Consider the following 13,883-nt stretch of genomic DNA (forward strand, 5'->3'; position numbering starts at 1 on the left):
GCCCTCCTCAGATCTCTATGCACGTGCGCAGGGCCGCGCCGGTCCGCATCTGGTCCAGCGCCTCGTTGATCTCGGCGAGCGGCACCCGGTGCGTGATCAGGCCGGACAGGTCGATCCTGCCCGCCCGCCACAGGGCGATGGTCCGCTCGTAGGAGCGCAGGACGTCGCCGCCGCCGTACATCGAGGGCAGGATGCGCTTCTCGTCGAAGAACAGCTCGAACATGTTGAGCTGGAGGTGGTCGTCCATGGCGCCCGCGCCGACGACGACGAGGGTGCCGCCGCGCCGGGTGTTGTCGTAGGCGGTGCGGGCGGTGGCGGAGCGGCCGACGACCTCGAAGACGTAGTCGAAACCCTCGCCGCCCGTGACGAGTTGCTTGGCTGCGGCCAGTTCGTCGGGGGCGACGGCCTGGGTGGCGCCGAACTTCAGCGCGGCCTCCCGGCGTGAGGCGACCGGGTCGACGGCGACGATCTCGGCGGCGCCCTTGAGGCGCGCGCCCTGGACGGCGGAGATGCCGACGCCTCCGCAGCCGATGACGGCGACCGACGAACCGGCCTCCACGTCGGCCGTGTTGAGCGCGGCACCGAGTCCTGTGGTCACCCCGCACCCGATGAGCGCGGCGATGTCGAAGGGGACGTCGTCGGGGATCGGGACCGCGCAGCCGGCGTCGACCACGACCTCCTCGGCGAAGGTGCCGGTGCCGGCGAAGCCGAAGACGTCCCCGCCGGGGCGGCGGAAGTTGGGGGTGCCGGCGTTCATGAACCCGGCGAGGCACAGTTCGGTCTGGCCGCGTTTGCAGGCGGGACAGGCGCCGCAGGCGGGCAGCCAGCAGACGACGACCCGGTCGCCCGGCTTGACCCGGGTGACGCCCTCCCCCACCTCCAGGATCTCGCCCGCGCCCTCGTGGCCGGGCACGAACGGCGCGGGCTGCGGCAGCACCCCGCTCATCGCGGACAGGTCGGAGTGGCACAGGCCCGTGGCCCGCACCCGGATCCTGACGCGTCCGGGGCCGAAGCCCACCGCCTCGACGTCGTCGAGGACCTCCAGCTTGTCCTGGCCGATCTCGTGCAGTACGGCTGCGCGCATGGTGCGGCTCCCCTCGGGTCCCCTCGGATGCTGGGTGCGGTGGTGCTGGAGGTGATGCACGTGGTGCGGGTGGTGCGGGGTTCAGGAGTGTTCGACGAGCGTGTCGGCGAGGACGGGCGCGTCGTCCCGGTGGGGGGCGCTCACGGCCACCCGGACCGTCCCTTCCCCGCGCCACATGCGGATGCGCAGCGTCTCGCCGGGGAACACCACGCCGGCGAAGCGCGTGGCGTAGGAGCGCACCCGGCCCACGTCGCCGTCGAGCAGCGTGTCGACGACCGCCTTGAGCGTGATGCCGTAGGTGCACAGGCCGTGCAGGATGGGCCGGTCGTACCCGGCGAGCTTGGCGAACTCCGGGTCGGCGTGCAGCGGGTTGTAGTCGCCGGAGAGGCGGTACAGGAGGGCCTGGTCCTCGCGTACGCCCCGCTCGACCACCTTGTCGGGCTCGCCCTCGGGCGGGGCGAGCCGGGCGGAGGGGCCCCGGTCACCGCCCCAGCCGCCTTCGCCGCGGACGAAGATCTGGGCGTCGTTGGTCCACAGCGGCCCGTCCGTGTCGGCCACCTCGGTCCGCATGACCAGGACCGCGGCCTTGCCCTTGTCGTAGACGGCGGCGATGCGTCCGGTGGCGGTCGCGCGGCCGGACACCGGGAGGGGGCGGTGGATCTCCAGACGCTGGCCGCCGTGCAGGACGCGGGCGAGATCGACGTCGACGCCCGGCATGGAGAGCCCGCTGATCACACCGGGCGACCCGGAGCCGGCGACGGTGGCGAAGCTCGGCAGGACGTGCAGGCGGGACTCCAGCGTGTAGCGCAGTTCGTCGGGATCGGTGGCGGGGACGCCCGCGCCGACGCCGAGGTGGTACAGCTGGACGTCCCGGCGGTCCCAGGTGATCTCGCCGGTCCGGGGTTCGGCGGCGAGGACCTTGGCTGCGTCGATGGGCATGGAGCTCCTGATCGTTCGGATCGACGGGATCGATCGCATCGTTCGGAGACCTCGGCACGGCCGTCCGCACCGATCGGCCGCACCGAGGCCGTCACGGGGCCGCGGAACCCGCCCGAGCCAGAACGGATCTAGAACGCGTTCCAGTGCGGCGACCCCCTGTATAGCCCAGGCCCCGGAAGTTGTGAAGACACCTGACGGCATGTCAGAAACGGGTGCCGGTGACATTTGTACTGCCCGGCCGCGTACATCCGGCACTGCCGCACTCGGGCCCCCGGGCCGTAGCGTCGAAGGCGGACGGGAACGAGGACCGGGGACGCCCGCACGGCAGTATCGCGGGCGCACCTGCGGCAGGACGGGGGACGAACCCATGACGGGACACACGACGAAGCGCACGACGAAGCACGCCGGCGGACGCGAGGACCGGCGACGCGAGGCGGACTGCCGCCGGGGCGCCTGGCGCTCTGCATTGCGCGCGACACGCAAGCGGCGACGGAGCGGGCCTGCGGACGACGAGCACCCCGGAGCCGGCTACCGCGGTGCCCGCGGGGACGGGCGGGCGCCCGAGGACCCGGGCCCGCCGGCCAGCGGTTTCTCCCTGCTGCCGTGGCTGCTGATGGGCATGGGCGCGTTCTCGAACCTCTTCCAGGGCGAGGCGAACCCGTGGATCGGCGGCCTGGGCCTGCTCACCTTCAACTCGCTCTACATCTACGTGGCGTTCCGCGCGTTCGTGAAGGAGACCCGCTCGGCGCCCTCCACCCGGGGCGCGCTGGTGGTGCTCGCGCTCGTCACCTGCGGGCTCGCCCTCGGCTACGGCGGCAGCTGGCTGCTCTTCTTCCCCCTGCTGGGCCTCGCGACGGGGGCGGTCGTGCGCGGCCCGCAGCTGCGCACCGTCGGGACCGCCGTCGCCGTCCTGGCGGGCGCGGTCTCCTGCGCCCGCGACGGCTGGGGCGGTCTCACGATCGCCTACGCCACCTGGATCTCGACGATGGTGACGGCCGCGATCCTCTCCCTCTCCGAGGCCGTGCGGGAACTGCGCGCCGCCCGCGAGGAGCTGGCCCGGCGGGCGGTGGAGGAGGAGCGGCTGCGCTTCTCCCGCGATCTGCACGACCTGCTCGGACACACGCTCTCGGTGATCGTGGTGAAGTCGGAGGCGGCCCGCCGGCTGGCCCCGCGCGACATGGACGCGGCGCTCTCCCAGGTCACCGACATCGAGGCGGTGGGCCGCCAGGCGCTGACCGAGATCCGCGAGGCGGTCACCGGGTACCGCGAGGGCAGCCTGGCGGGCGAGCTGGACCGGGCCCGCTCGGCCCTGACGGCGGCGGGCGTCGAGGCCTCGGTGAGCCGCTCCGGTCCGCCGCCGGACCCGAAGACCTCGGCCCTGCTCGGCTGGGTGGTGCGCGAGGCGGTGACCAACGTCGTCCGGCACAGCGGCGCGAGCCGGTGCGGCATCACGGTGTCGGGCAGCCCGGAACGGGTCCGGCTGACGGTGACGGACGACGGCGGGACCGGCAACGGCGACAGCGGGACAGTCGGTCACAACGGCTGCGGCGAGGGCGGTGACGCCGGCCGGGTCGGGGACGGGGACCCGGGCACCGGGGCCTGCCGGGCGCCGGGGGACGGCACCGGGCTGACCGGGCTGCGCGAGCGCCTCGCGGCGGCGGGCGGCACGCTGACGGCGGGCCCGGGCCCGCGCGGCGGCTTCCGGGTCACCGCGAAACTCCCGTTGGAACTCCCGCTGGAACTCCCCCTGTCCTGCGCCCCCACGGACGTCGCCGGGGACGGCGTCACCGGCACGGCCGCCGGCGCCGTACCGTCCGGCGCCGTACCGCCCGACCTCGCACCGCCCGGCACCGTGTCGTCCGGCACCGTGTCGTCCGACGCCGTGCCGTCCGACGCCGTGCCGTCCGGGGCCGCCGGCCCTAATCTGGGGCCGTGAGCGAGACGCCGGGCGGGCCCGTGGACGAGATGCCGCGTGACCACCGCCCCACCAAGTCCGTCAGGGTGCTGCTGGCCGAGGACCAGGGCATGATGCGCGGGGCGCTGGCCCTGCTGCTGGGGCTGGAGGCGGACATCGAGGTCGTCGCGCAGGTGGGCACCGGGGACGCGATCGTCGACGCGGCCCTTCTGCACCGCCCCGACGTGGCGCTCCTGGACATCGAACTCCCCGGCATGAGCGGGCTGGACGCCGCCGCCGCACTGCGCGAGGAGGCGCCCGGCTGCCGGGTGCTGATCCTCACCACGTTCGGCCGGCCAGGCTATCTGCGCCGCGCCATGGAGGCCGGGGCCTGCGGGTTCCTCGTCAAGGACGGTCCGGTGGAGGAACTGGCGGCGGCGATCCGCCGGGTGCTGGCCGGCGAGACGGTCGTGGACCCGGCACTGGCGGCGGCCGCGCTGAGCGCCGGACCGAATCCGCTCACCGCCCGCGAGTGCGACGTCCTGAAGGCCTCGGTGGACGGCGCGACGGTCGCGGACATCGCCGCACGGCTGCACCTCTCGGAGTCCACCGTCCGCAACTACCTGTCGTCCGCGATCGGCAAGACGGGCACCCGCAACCGCATGGAGGCCATGCGCGAGGCACGTCAGCAGGGCTGGCTGTAGCGGTTCGGACCGCCGCTGGCACAGTGCCCGCATGCACTTACCGATACGGGTCCTCAGGCGTCCGGCCGCGCTGGCGGCGAGTGTCGCGGCCGTGTTCGCCACGGCGGTGGCGCCCGCCGCGGCCGACGGCTCCGGGCAGGTCGTGCTGCGGTTCGAGACTCCCGAGACCTTCGTCATGTACAACGCCGACCAGGGGTCCGGGGCCGCCCCCAATGACCGGTTCGCCGTCCCCGTCCACGTCGCGGCGAGCAAGGGCGGCGAACCGGCCCGCAACGTCCGGGTCGTCGTGGACGCGTCGGGGCTGAAGGGCGTCGCCCGGCTCGCGCACAGCGACGGATGCCCGGCCGAGGGTGCCGTCTACACCTGCGCGTACGGCACCTTGCAGAACGGCGACGGCGAGAGCTACACCCCCCTCTCCCTCCTCGGGGTGGACGGCGTCGAGCCGGGGGACAGCGGGACGGTGACGTACACCGCGACCGCCGACAACGCGGCGACCATCACCGGCACCACCCGGATGACCGTCGGCGGTCCCACGCTCTCCGCGCCCGGACGGGAGAAGGGCGTGAGCGGTCTGGCACCGGGACAGCCCGCGAACCTGACGGCACGGTTGGCCGACAACACCCGTTTCGCCACGGAGCAGGGCGTCGCTCTCCAGGTCGGGACGTCGGAGGGGGTGACGCTGACCGCCCTGCACAGCAACTGCTTCTACACGGGCCGCGCGGCCACCTCCGCCTGGTGCACCTTCCCCACGAAGGCCGCGGCGGGCGCCGCCTACCGCACCGGCGCGCCGCTGGTCTACACCGTCACACCTCCCGGGAGACCGGCAGGCGAGGTGACCTACACCTGGTCGTCGCCCCCGTCCCGCCCCGCCGACCACCCCGTGCGCGGGACCGGTCCCCCGCTCACCCTGGTCCGTACGGCGGGCCAGGACTTCGACGACAGAGACGTCAGGGTCGGGATCACCACCACCGTGCAGGCCGACTACCGTCCGGTCACCGCGACCGTGCGGGGCCGTGTCGGCGACACGGGGGGCACGACCGCGATCGACTTCCACATCCGTATCGACCGCCGGGTCCCGGGCGCGAAGGGCACCATCCGCACGTACGGCCCGTACGACCGCACCCCGGCCAACGACCTCGCCGTCATCCCGCTCGACGCCTCGCCCGCTGCGCCCTACCGCCGCTTCCTCGGCAGCGCCTGGACATGGACCGCGGGCGTCCTGGCCGTCGTCGTCCTGGCGGTGACGCGCCGCCGTCGCCGCCGGAACGCCACGACGGCGTCCTAGATCCCCGCGCCCGTCCGCCGCAGCACGCGCAGCGAGCCGGTGTGCGCGACCTCGGTGAAGGCGCCGGAGGCCAGGGCGCGCAGGTAGACGCGGTAGGGGGCCTGGCCGGTGAACTCGTCGACCGGGTCGGGGAACACGTCGTGGATGACGAGGAGGCCGCCCTCGGCGACATGCGGCGCCCAGCCCTCGTAGTCGGAGGTGGCGTGCTCGTCGGTGTGGCCGCCGTCGACGAAGACGAGGCCGAGGGGCGAGTTCCAGAACGCGGCGATCCTCGGCGACCGGCCGACCAGCGCGACGACGTGCTCCTCCAGACCTGCCCGGTGCAGGGTCCGGCGGAAGGCGGGCAGGGTGTCCATCAGGCCGACCTCGGGGTCGACGGTCTCCGGGTCGTGGTAGTCCCAGCCCGGCTGCTGCTCCTCGCTGCCCCGGTGGTGGTCGACGGTGAGCGCGCTGACCCCGGCCTGCCGGGCGGCGTCCGCGAGCAGGATCGTGGAGCGTCCGCAGTACGTGCCGATCTCCAGCAGCGGCAGTCCGAGCGCACCGGCCTCGGCGGCGGCCGCGTACAGCACGAGTCCCTCGTCGGCGGGCATGAACCCCTTCGCCGCCTCGAACGCGGCCAGGATCTCGGGCTTGGGTGCCGCGGGCATGGGGTTCCTCCGGTGATGCGTGCGGGTGCGCGCGGTCGGTGCGAGCGGGCACCCGGTGCGGTCGGGCGGCCTGTCGTGGCCGCCGCCCATGCTGCCGCACCCCCCGTCGCCGCTACGACGGGGGGTGCGGCCGGGGCCGGAACAGCCCGGCCGAGAAGAACCCGAAGAAGCCGGCGCCCCCGCCTTCCCGCCGAACCGGGAGCAGGGGCGAGGGCCGGGCCCCCGGACGGGGGCGGTCAGGCGTCGACGGGGTGGCCCGGGAGGGGCAGGTCGAGGTCGACGGCGTTCTCATCGCCCGTGTGGGTCGCGGAGCTGGCCAGCGGGCCGTGGCCGGTGGCGCGGGCGGCGACGACGTAGGCGCCCCGGGCCGGGACGGCGAGGGCGTAGCTGCCGTCCTCGTCGGACAGGGTCGCGCCGGCCTGGCGGCCGCGCCGGTCGATGAGCGTGACCTTGGCGCGGGCGACGGGCGCGCCGTCGGCGTCCAGCACCCGGCCGCGGAAGCCGCGCAGCGCGTCCTCGGCACGCCGGAGGTTGGCTTCCTCCTCGCTGCTGGCGCGCAGCTGCGGGCCGGCGGAGGCGGCCTGCTGCCTGGGCAGGAAGAGGGCGAGGACCAGACCGATCGCGACGGCGCCCGTGGCGATGAGGAAGGAGACCCGGAACCCGTGCATGGTCGGGACGGCGACTCCGCCGACGTCGTTCGCCGTGTTGGCCAGCACCATGCCGATGACGGCGCTGGACACCGAGGTGCCGATGGACCGCATCAGGGTGTTGAGGCCGTTGGCGGCGCCGGTCTCCGAGGCCGGGACCGCGCCGACGATCAGCGCGGGCAGCGAGGAGTAGGCGAGGCCGATGCCCGCGCCCAGGACGACGGCGATGACGAGGCTCTGCCAGGCGGCGCTCATGAGTCCGAGGCCGGCGCCGTAGCCGATCCCGATGATCAGCATGCCGAGGATCAGGGTGAACTTGGGGCCGTACCGGGCGGACAGCTTGGCGTAGACGGGCGCGGTGACCATCATCGTCAGGCCGAGCGGCGCGACGAGCAGTCCGGCGACGACCATCGACTGGCCGAGGCCGTAGCCGGTGGCCTCGGGGAGCTGGAGCAGCTGCGGCAGGACCAGCGAGACGACGTAGAACGAGACGCCGACCATGATCGAGGCGAGGTTGGTGAAGAGGACGGCGGGGCGGGCCGTGGTGCGCAGGTCGACGAGCGGGGCCTTGATCCGCAGTTCCATCACGCCCCACAGGAGCAGGACGGCGGCCGCTGCGGCGAAGAGGCCGAGGGTGGTGCCCGAGGTCCAGCCCCAGTCGCTGCCCTTGGTGATCGGCAGCAGGAAGAGGACGAGGCCGGTGGAGAGGCCGATCGCGCCGAGCACGTCGAAGGTGCCCTCGGCGCGCGCCGGGGACTCGGGGACGACGAGGAGGGTGAGGGCGATGGCGAGGGCGCCGAGGCCCGCGGCGCCGTAGAACAGGGCGTGCCAGTCGGCGTGCTGGGCGATCAGGGCCGCGAGCGGCAGGGCGAGGCCGCCGCCGACGCCGATCGAGGAGCTCATCAGGGCCATCGCCGAGCCGAGCTTCTCGCGCGGCAGCATGTCGCGCATCAGGCCGATGCCCAGCGGGATGGCGCCCATCGCGAAGCCCTGGAGGGTGCGGCCGGCGATCATCGTGATCAGGTCGCTGGTGAGGGCGCTGACCAGCGCGCCGACCACCATCACCGCGAGGCTGGCTATCAGCATGCGCCGCTTGCCGTACAGGTCGCCGAGGCGGCCCATGATGGGGGTGGCGACGGCCCCCGACAGCAGGGTGGAGGTCAGGACCCAGGTGGCGTTGCTGGGCGCGGTGCCCAGCAGCTGCGGCAGGTCCTTGATGACCGGGACGAGCAGGGTCTGCATCACCGCGACCACGATGCCCGCGAAGGCGAGGACCGGGACGACGGCTCCGCTCGCTTCGCGGGTGGGCCGGTCGGTCGTCGTGTGCGTCATGAGGTGGGGCCTCCGGGGGCGGTGCGTCAGGGGTACATGGAGACCGAACCTGTATGCATGGGCAACTATTCCGATGCTTCGGCGTACTAACGGTTTCTTTATCTTCTCTTGAAGGTCCCGCCCCGGAGGCGGTGGCCGCCGGACCGCGGTCCTCAGCCCGCCGGGGTCCGCAGGAGGCCGTTGAGCAGCACGTCGAGGCCCCAGGTGTCGCGGTCGCCCGGCGAGAACAGGGCCGCCCGCAGCGCGGTGATCGCCGGATAGCGGTCGGCGGGCAGGGCCGCGTAGTGCCGGTCGGCCGCCGCCACGGCGCCGCCCTCGTCACCGCCCCGGGTGATCCGCGCGCTCCGCTCGGCGGCTGCCGCGGCGGTGTGCAGCTGGAGCAGGTCGACGGCCCAGGCGGCGGTGACGTCGTCGAGGCCGCCCTCCTTGAGCAGGGCGAGCATGCGGTCGAGGACGAGCAGGGCGTTGGCGCCGGTGGGGATCGCGCCGAGGGCGACCGCGGCCAGGCCCTCGTGCCGGCTCATCGCCTCGACGCTCGCCGCGACCAGGGCGCGCAGCCGCTCCCGCCAGGTGCCCTCGGTCACCAGCGGGACCCGGGCGAGCGCCTCGTCCAGCATCGCGGCCATCAGGTCGTCCCGGTTGGCGACATAGACGTAGAGCGAGGCCGGGCCGGTGTCGAGTTCCTTGGCGACGCGGCGCATGGTCAGGGCGTCCAGGCCGTCGCGGTCGAGGACGGCCAGTCCGGTGCGCACGATCGCCTCGCGGCTGAGGGGCGCCTTGGCGGGCCGCGCACGGCGGCTGACGGGCTCGGGGGTCACGGGGAGAGGGTAGCCGCGACGAACGGCGATCGTCACAAACATGTTTGACACGAACATCGTTCGTTCCCTAGCGTCGAGCCGATCCGCTAACGAACAACGTTCGTCACGAACGTCGTTCCAACCAAAGGAACCGTCATGATCCTGATCACCGGAGGCCGCGGCGCGGTCGCCACCCACCTGGTCGCCCTTCTGCACGCCGACGGCGCACCCCTGCGGGTCGGCTCCACCAGACCGGACGGTCTCGCGCCGCCTCCCGGCGTGGAGACGGTCGCCCTGGACCTCACGGACCCGGCGACCTTCCCCGCCGCCCTCGCCGAGGTCACCTCCGTCTTCCTCTACGCGACCCCCGACCACGTCACCGAGTTCGCCGCCGAGGCGCACCGGGCGGGCGTCACCCATGTCGTGGTGCTGTCCAGCTCCGGTGTCCTCGGCCTGCTCGGGCCCGAGCCGAAGGACGACGCCCTGGCCGCCTCCCACCTGGCCGTGGAGCGGGCGCTGCTCGACTCGCCGATCACCACCACCCTGCTGCGGCCGGGCTCCTTCGCATCGAACGCCGCCTCCTGGGCCCGGCCGGTGAAGGCGGGACGGCCGATCAGCCTGCCCTTCCCCGGCGCGCACACCGACCCCCTCCACGAGAAGGACCTCGCCGAGGCCGCCCACGCCGTGCTCACCGACCCCCGGCACCGGGGCGGCCGGTTCACCCTCACCGGCCCCGAGTCGCTGACGTTCGCCGAGCAGATCGACCGGCTCGCCGCCGTCACCGGCCGTGCCATCGCCACCCGGCACGTCGGCGCGCGGGAGTGGAAGGAGGAGACGGCCGAGTACCTTCCCCCCGTCCACGCCGACGCCCTCCTCGCCTGGTGGGAGTCGGCGGACGGCCGGCCCGCCCCCCTCACCCGCACCGTCGAGGAACTCACCGGCCACCCCGCCCGCCCCTTCACCACCTGGGCCACCGACCACGCAGCCGACTTCACGGCTCCCTGAGCCAGGGGCGGCCGCGACACGGCACCGGCCCCTTCGCGCCCGTCATCCGTCCGGACGTCGTTCCCGTGAGCGCCGGTGGGGTGGCCGTTAGGGTGGCAGGCGTGTCGTACGCAGACTCGAACCCCGGTTCCGCCGATCCCTTCGGTACCCCGCCGCCGCGCCGCTCCAGGCTGCGCCGCCCGCTGACCGTGGCCCTCGCCGCGCTCGTGCCCGGGGCCCTGCTGGGCTGGCTGGCCTACGGGACGCTGGGCGGGTCCGGGGGCGGCGGGGCGGAGGGGGCCGGCCCGGCGACGGGTGCGGCGCCGAGCATCCTCGGCTCCCCCGGGGACGGCAAGGACGGCGCGAGCGGCGACGGCGGGGCGGGCGCCGGTACGAGCACCGCGGCCGCCCCCGGCGCCGCCCCGCTCGCGGGCAAGGTCGTCGTCGTCGACCCCGGCCACAACATCACCAACTTCGAGCACACCGCCGAGATCAACCGCCAGGTGGACATCGGCACCAACCGCAAGGAGTGCGACACCACGGGCACGTCCACGAACTCCGGCTACGCCGAGGCGCGGTTCACGCTGGACGTGGCCCACCGGCTGCGGACGCTGCTCCAGGCGCAGGGCGCCACGGTGAAGCTGACGCAGGACGGGGACCGGCCGTTCGGGCCGTGCGTCGACGAACGGGCCAGGATCGGCAACGCGGCGCACGCCGACGCGGTCGTCTCCCTCCACGCCGACGGTGCCGGGGCCGGGCAGCGCGGCTTCCATGTGATCCTGCCCGCCTCGGTGCACGCGGGTGCCGCCGACACCCGGGCCATCGTCGGGCCGTCGAAGGAGCTCGGGAAGCTGATCGCGGGCGACTTCGCCCGCGCGACGGGCACTTCGCCCTCCAACTACGTCGGGGACGGCACCGGTCTCGTCACGCGTGAGGACCTGGGCGGTCTCAATCTGTCAACGGTTCCCAAGGTGTTCATCGAGTGCGGCAACATGCGCGATACCAAGGACGCGGCGCTGCTGACCAGTGGCGCCTGGCGTCAGGACGCGGCGGAGGGGATCTCTGAGGGAATCGTGAGTTTCCTGCGCGGGTAGTGATCAGGGCACGGATCCGGGCGGACAGGCCGATCGTCGTGACGATAGTGTCGTCCCTACGATGAGGGGCCACCCCCGCGCTTCACACCCGGGCCTGACGGCGACATGGTGACAGCGACGCCTCTACCGCTACGTGTTTGCGTGTACCGATGACGAGACGACTGACGAAGGACCTGAAGTGAATATCCGCTCCCTCACTCGAGGCGACGGCGTGGTGATCGGAGCAGCGGTATTGCTGTTCATCGCGTCGTTCCTGGACACGTTCGACGGCTCCGGCAGTGACGTCCCGAACGCCTGGGACAACCTCGGCCTCGTAATGAGCATGTACATCGGCGGAATCATCGGTGCCGCCCTGATCGTCGTCACCCGCGCACTGCCGCAGCCGCGCAAGGTGGCCGGTATCGAACTGGGCCAGTTCGGGGTGGCGTTGACGGTCTTCGCCGCGTGGACGGCGTTCTGGACCATCATCGACCCGCTGGGCGCGTTCAGCGACACCTTCGGCAGCTCGGAGATCGACACGGGGTCCGGTCTCATCCTGGGTCTGATCGCCGCGCTGCTGCTGGCCGGCGGCGCCATCGCCACCCCGCTGGTCCCCGCCCTCCAGGCCGCGCTGATCCCGGCGCCCAAGCCGGCGGCCCCGCAGCCGTACGGCGCGCAGCCGCCCGCCGGTTACGGCTACCCGGGCGCTCCCCAGCCTCCGGCGTTCGGCGGTCAGCCGCAGGGCCAGCCGGGGCAGCAGCCGTTCGGCGGTCAGCCGGGCCCGGCGCAGCCGGCGTCCGCGGACTTCTCGCCGTTCTGGTTCGCCGTCCCGGTGCCGCGTCCGCTGTACGCGGAGGACGGCGCTCCCATGCCGATCGCCGAACTGGCGCCGGGTACCTGGTACCTCGCCGTGGAGCAGGGCTCCCAGGGTCTGATCGCGCAGACCCAGGACGGCCGGCGCGGTGTCCTGCGGGACGCCTCCGGCATCCAGCGCGGCTGAGTCCCCGCGCCGCCCGACGTCACCCGCGGCCCCTCGCCCTTCCGGGCGGGGGGCCGTTGTCGTACAGTCGCAGCCCCGTTGTCTGACGTACCGTCAGGAGGCAGGCGTGCGGCTCGGTCTGGCGCTCGGCTACTGGGGCCGCGGCCCCTCCCCCGACCACGTGGAACTCGCCCGCGAGGCGGAACGGCTCGGCTACCGCTCCGTGTGGACCGCGGAGTCCTGGGGCTCGGACGCCTTCACACCCCTCACCTGGATCGCCGCACACACGTCGACGATCGAACTGGGCACGGCGGTCGCGCAGATGGCGGCCCGCTCACCCACCACGACCGCCATGCACGCGCTGACCCTGGACCATCTCTCCGGCGGCCGGATGACGCTCGGCCTCGGTCTGTCGGGCCCCCAGGTGGTGGAGGGCTGGTACGGGCGGCCGTTCCCGGCGTCGCCCCTGACCGCGACGCGGGAGTACGTGGACGTCGTACGGCAGGTGCTGCGGCGGGAGGGGCCGGTCCAGGTGGACGGACGGTTCCACGCGCTTCCCCACCGGGGCCCCGACGGTACCGGTCTGGGCAGGCCGCTGAAGTCCATCACCCACCCCCTGCGGCCGGATCTGCCGGTCCTGCTGGGCGCCGAGGGCCCGAAGAACGTGGCGCAGACGGCGCGGATCGCCGACGGATGGCTGCCGTTGTACTGGTCGCCGAGCCGGCCCGACGCGTACGGGCCGGCGGTCGGCCGGCTCCCGGAGGGCTTCCGGGTGGCGCCGATGGCACGGGTCAAGGTGTGCGACGACGTTTCCGAAGGACTGCTGGGCGTCAAGACGATGCTCGGCTTCTACATCGGCGGCATGGGCCACGCCACGCGCAACTTCCACGCCGACCTGATGGCGCGCATGGGGTACGAGGAGGAGGCCCGGCACATCCAGCGGCTGTTCCTGGCCGGGCGGCGCGAGGAGGCCGTGCTCGCGGTGCCGGACGCGTTCGCCGACGAGATCTCCCTCGTCGGATCCCGCGAACGCATCGCCGAGCGGCTGGAGTTGTGGCGCAAGGGCCCGGTCACGGACCTGCTGGCGCTGGCCCCGGACCGGACGTCCCTGCGGGTGCTGGCGGAGCTCAACTCCTGACGGGAGGGGCGCCGACGAGGCCCAGGTTTCATTCGGGATCGAACGGCAATCCGGTTGTCATGTCTCGATATCGCAGTGGTTCCAACTCGGCCGGAACAGTCATCGCGGTCGTCGCGGACGTCATGGCCGTCATCCTCGGGCTGTGGATCCTCATGTACCTGCTGGACGCCAACCCGGGCAACAGCCTCGTCCAGTTCGTCCATGACGCCGCCGACTGGCTGGCGGGCTGGTCCCGTGACCTCTTCACCTTCGACGAGGCGTGGGCGCGGGTCGTCGCCGGGTACGGTCTGGCGGCGGTCGTCTACCTGTTCATCGGTCACGCCATCGCCAGCCGGGTCCATCGTCACTGACCGGGGCGCGGGACGGATCGCAGGGTGCGC

General features: G+C 73.5%; 13 protein-coding genes. 8 read left to right on the forward strand and 5 right to left on the reverse strand.

The window, feature by feature from the left end:
- Nucleotides 1-7: 7 nt before the first annotated feature.
- Nucleotides 8-1,084 (reverse strand): Zn-dependent alcohol dehydrogenase, encoded by a 1,077-nt coding sequence (locus tag Saso_RS01510; protein WP_189917207.1) that lies wholly within the window; start codon nucleotides 1,082-1,084, stop codon nucleotides 8-10.
- A gap of 81 nt (nucleotides 1,085-1,165) precedes the next feature.
- The gene (locus Saso_RS01515) at nucleotides 1,166-2,023 is read right to left on the reverse strand and encodes a MaoC/PaaZ C-terminal domain-containing protein (RefSeq protein WP_189917209.1); all 858 of its coding nucleotides are present in this window, start codon (nucleotides 2,021-2,023) and stop codon (nucleotides 1,166-1,168) included.
- A gap of 367 nt (nucleotides 2,024-2,390) precedes the next feature.
- On the opposite strand from Saso_RS01515, the gene Saso_RS01520 reads away from it, so the two are divergent.
- From Saso_RS01520 to Saso_RS01530, 3 genes are read left to right on the forward strand one after another with little or no spacing between them, the layout of a single operon-like run.
- The gene (locus tag Saso_RS01520) at nucleotides 2,391-3,959 is read left to right on the forward strand and encodes a sensor histidine kinase (RefSeq protein ID WP_189917211.1); all 1,569 of its coding nucleotides are present in this window, start codon (nucleotides 2,391-2,393) and stop codon (nucleotides 3,957-3,959) included.
- A gap of 29 nt (nucleotides 3,960-3,988) precedes the next feature.
- Nucleotides 3,989-4,621, forward strand: coding sequence for a response regulator transcription factor (locus tag Saso_RS01525; protein ID WP_189918478.1), 633 nt, complete (start codon nucleotides 3,989-3,991; stop codon nucleotides 4,619-4,621).
- Nucleotides 4,622-4,652: 31 nt separating this feature from the next.
- Nucleotides 4,653-5,906, forward strand: coding sequence for a hypothetical protein (locus tag Saso_RS01530; RefSeq protein WP_229900980.1), 1,254 nt, complete (start codon nucleotides 4,653-4,655; stop codon nucleotides 5,904-5,906).
- Here the strand turns inward: Saso_RS01530 and Saso_RS01535 are convergent.
- The 3 genes from Saso_RS01535 to Saso_RS01545 form a co-directional block, all read right to left on the reverse strand.
- Nucleotides 5,903-6,553, reverse strand: a complete 651-nt coding sequence (locus Saso_RS01535; protein ID WP_189917213.1) for a class I SAM-dependent methyltransferase — start codon at nucleotides 6,551-6,553, stop codon at nucleotides 5,903-5,905. The two genes, Saso_RS01530 and Saso_RS01535, sit on opposite strands and share 4 nt — an antisense overlap.
- A 236-nt stretch (nucleotides 6,554-6,789) precedes the next feature.
- Nucleotides 6,790-8,532: an MFS transporter gene (locus Saso_RS01540; RefSeq protein ID WP_189917215.1), complete on the reverse strand. Its 1,743-nt coding sequence runs from the start codon at nucleotides 8,530-8,532 to the stop codon at nucleotides 6,790-6,792.
- Between the two features lie 152 nt (nucleotides 8,533-8,684).
- Complete coding sequence (locus tag Saso_RS01545; protein WP_189917217.1) at nucleotides 8,685-9,350, reverse strand: TetR/AcrR family transcriptional regulator; 666 nt, start codon at nucleotides 9,348-9,350, stop codon at nucleotides 8,685-8,687.
- 135 nt (nucleotides 9,351-9,485) lie between these two features.
- Here Saso_RS01545 and Saso_RS01550 point away from each other — a divergent pair, with 135 nt between their 5' ends.
- From Saso_RS01550 to Saso_RS01570, 5 genes are all read left to right on the forward strand, one after another.
- Entirely contained in the window at nucleotides 9,486-10,334 is an 849-nt protein-coding gene (locus Saso_RS01550) for an SDR family oxidoreductase (RefSeq protein WP_189917219.1), read from the forward strand.
- Between the two features lie 101 nt (nucleotides 10,335-10,435).
- Nucleotides 10,436-11,407 carry an N-acetylmuramoyl-L-alanine amidase gene (locus Saso_RS01555; RefSeq protein WP_189917221.1) on the forward strand — a complete coding sequence of 324 codons (972 nt, stop codon included), beginning with the start codon at nucleotides 10,436-10,438 and terminating at the stop codon, nucleotides 11,405-11,407.
- Nucleotides 11,408-11,585: 178 nt separating this feature from the next.
- Nucleotides 11,586-12,386: a DUF5336 domain-containing protein gene (locus Saso_RS01560; RefSeq protein WP_189917223.1), complete on the forward strand. Its 801-nt coding sequence runs from the start codon at nucleotides 11,586-11,588 to the stop codon at nucleotides 12,384-12,386.
- 106 nt (nucleotides 12,387-12,492) lie between these two features.
- Nucleotides 12,493-13,503, forward strand: a complete 1,011-nt coding sequence (locus Saso_RS01565) for an LLM class F420-dependent oxidoreductase (protein ID WP_189917225.1) — start codon at nucleotides 12,493-12,495, stop codon at nucleotides 13,501-13,503.
- Nucleotides 13,504-13,562: 59 nt separating this feature from the next.
- A complete protein-coding gene (locus tag Saso_RS01570) occupies nucleotides 13,563-13,853 on the forward strand; it encodes a hypothetical protein (protein WP_189917227.1) in 291 nt (96 codons plus the stop codon).
- The last annotated feature ends 30 nt before the right edge of the window (nucleotides 13,854-13,883 follow it).

Source organism: Streptomyces asoensis (genome assembly GCF_016860545.1).
GTDB lineage: Bacteria > Actinomycetota > Actinomycetes > Streptomycetales > Streptomycetaceae > Streptomyces > Streptomyces asoensis.

Excerpts from the sequence above, each read along its gene's own strand:
- Saso_RS01510 (WP_189917207.1), bottom strand. The coding sequence starts at position 1,084 with ATGCGCGCAGCCGTACTGCACGAGATCGGCCAGGACAAGCTGGAGGTC.
- Saso_RS01515 (WP_189917209.1), bottom strand. The coding sequence starts at position 2,023 with ATGCCCATCGACGCAGCCAAGGTCCTCGCCGCCGAACCCCGGACCGGC.
- Saso_RS01520 (WP_189917211.1), top strand. The coding sequence starts at position 2,391 with ATGACGGGACACACGACGAAGCGCACGACGAAGCACGCCGGCGGACGC.
- Saso_RS01525 (WP_189918478.1), top strand. The coding sequence starts at position 3,989 with ATGCCGCGTGACCACCGCCCCACCAAGTCCGTCAGGGTGCTGCTGGCC.
- Saso_RS01530 (WP_229900980.1), top strand. The coding sequence starts at position 4,653 with ATGCACTTACCGATACGGGTCCTCAGGCGTCCGGCCGCGCTGGCGGCG.
- Saso_RS01535 (WP_189917213.1), bottom strand. The coding sequence starts at position 6,553 with ATGCCCGCGGCACCCAAGCCCGAGATCCTGGCCGCGTTCGAGGCGGCG.
- Saso_RS01540 (WP_189917215.1), bottom strand. The coding sequence starts at position 8,532 with ATGACGCACACGACGACCGACCGGCCCACCCGCGAAGCGAGCGGAGCC.
- Saso_RS01550 (WP_189917219.1), top strand. The coding sequence starts at position 9,486 with ATGATCCTGATCACCGGAGGCCGCGGCGCGGTCGCCACCCACCTGGTC.
- Saso_RS01570 (WP_189917227.1), top strand. The coding sequence starts at position 13,563 with ATGTCTCGATATCGCAGTGGTTCCAACTCGGCCGGAACAGTCATCGCG.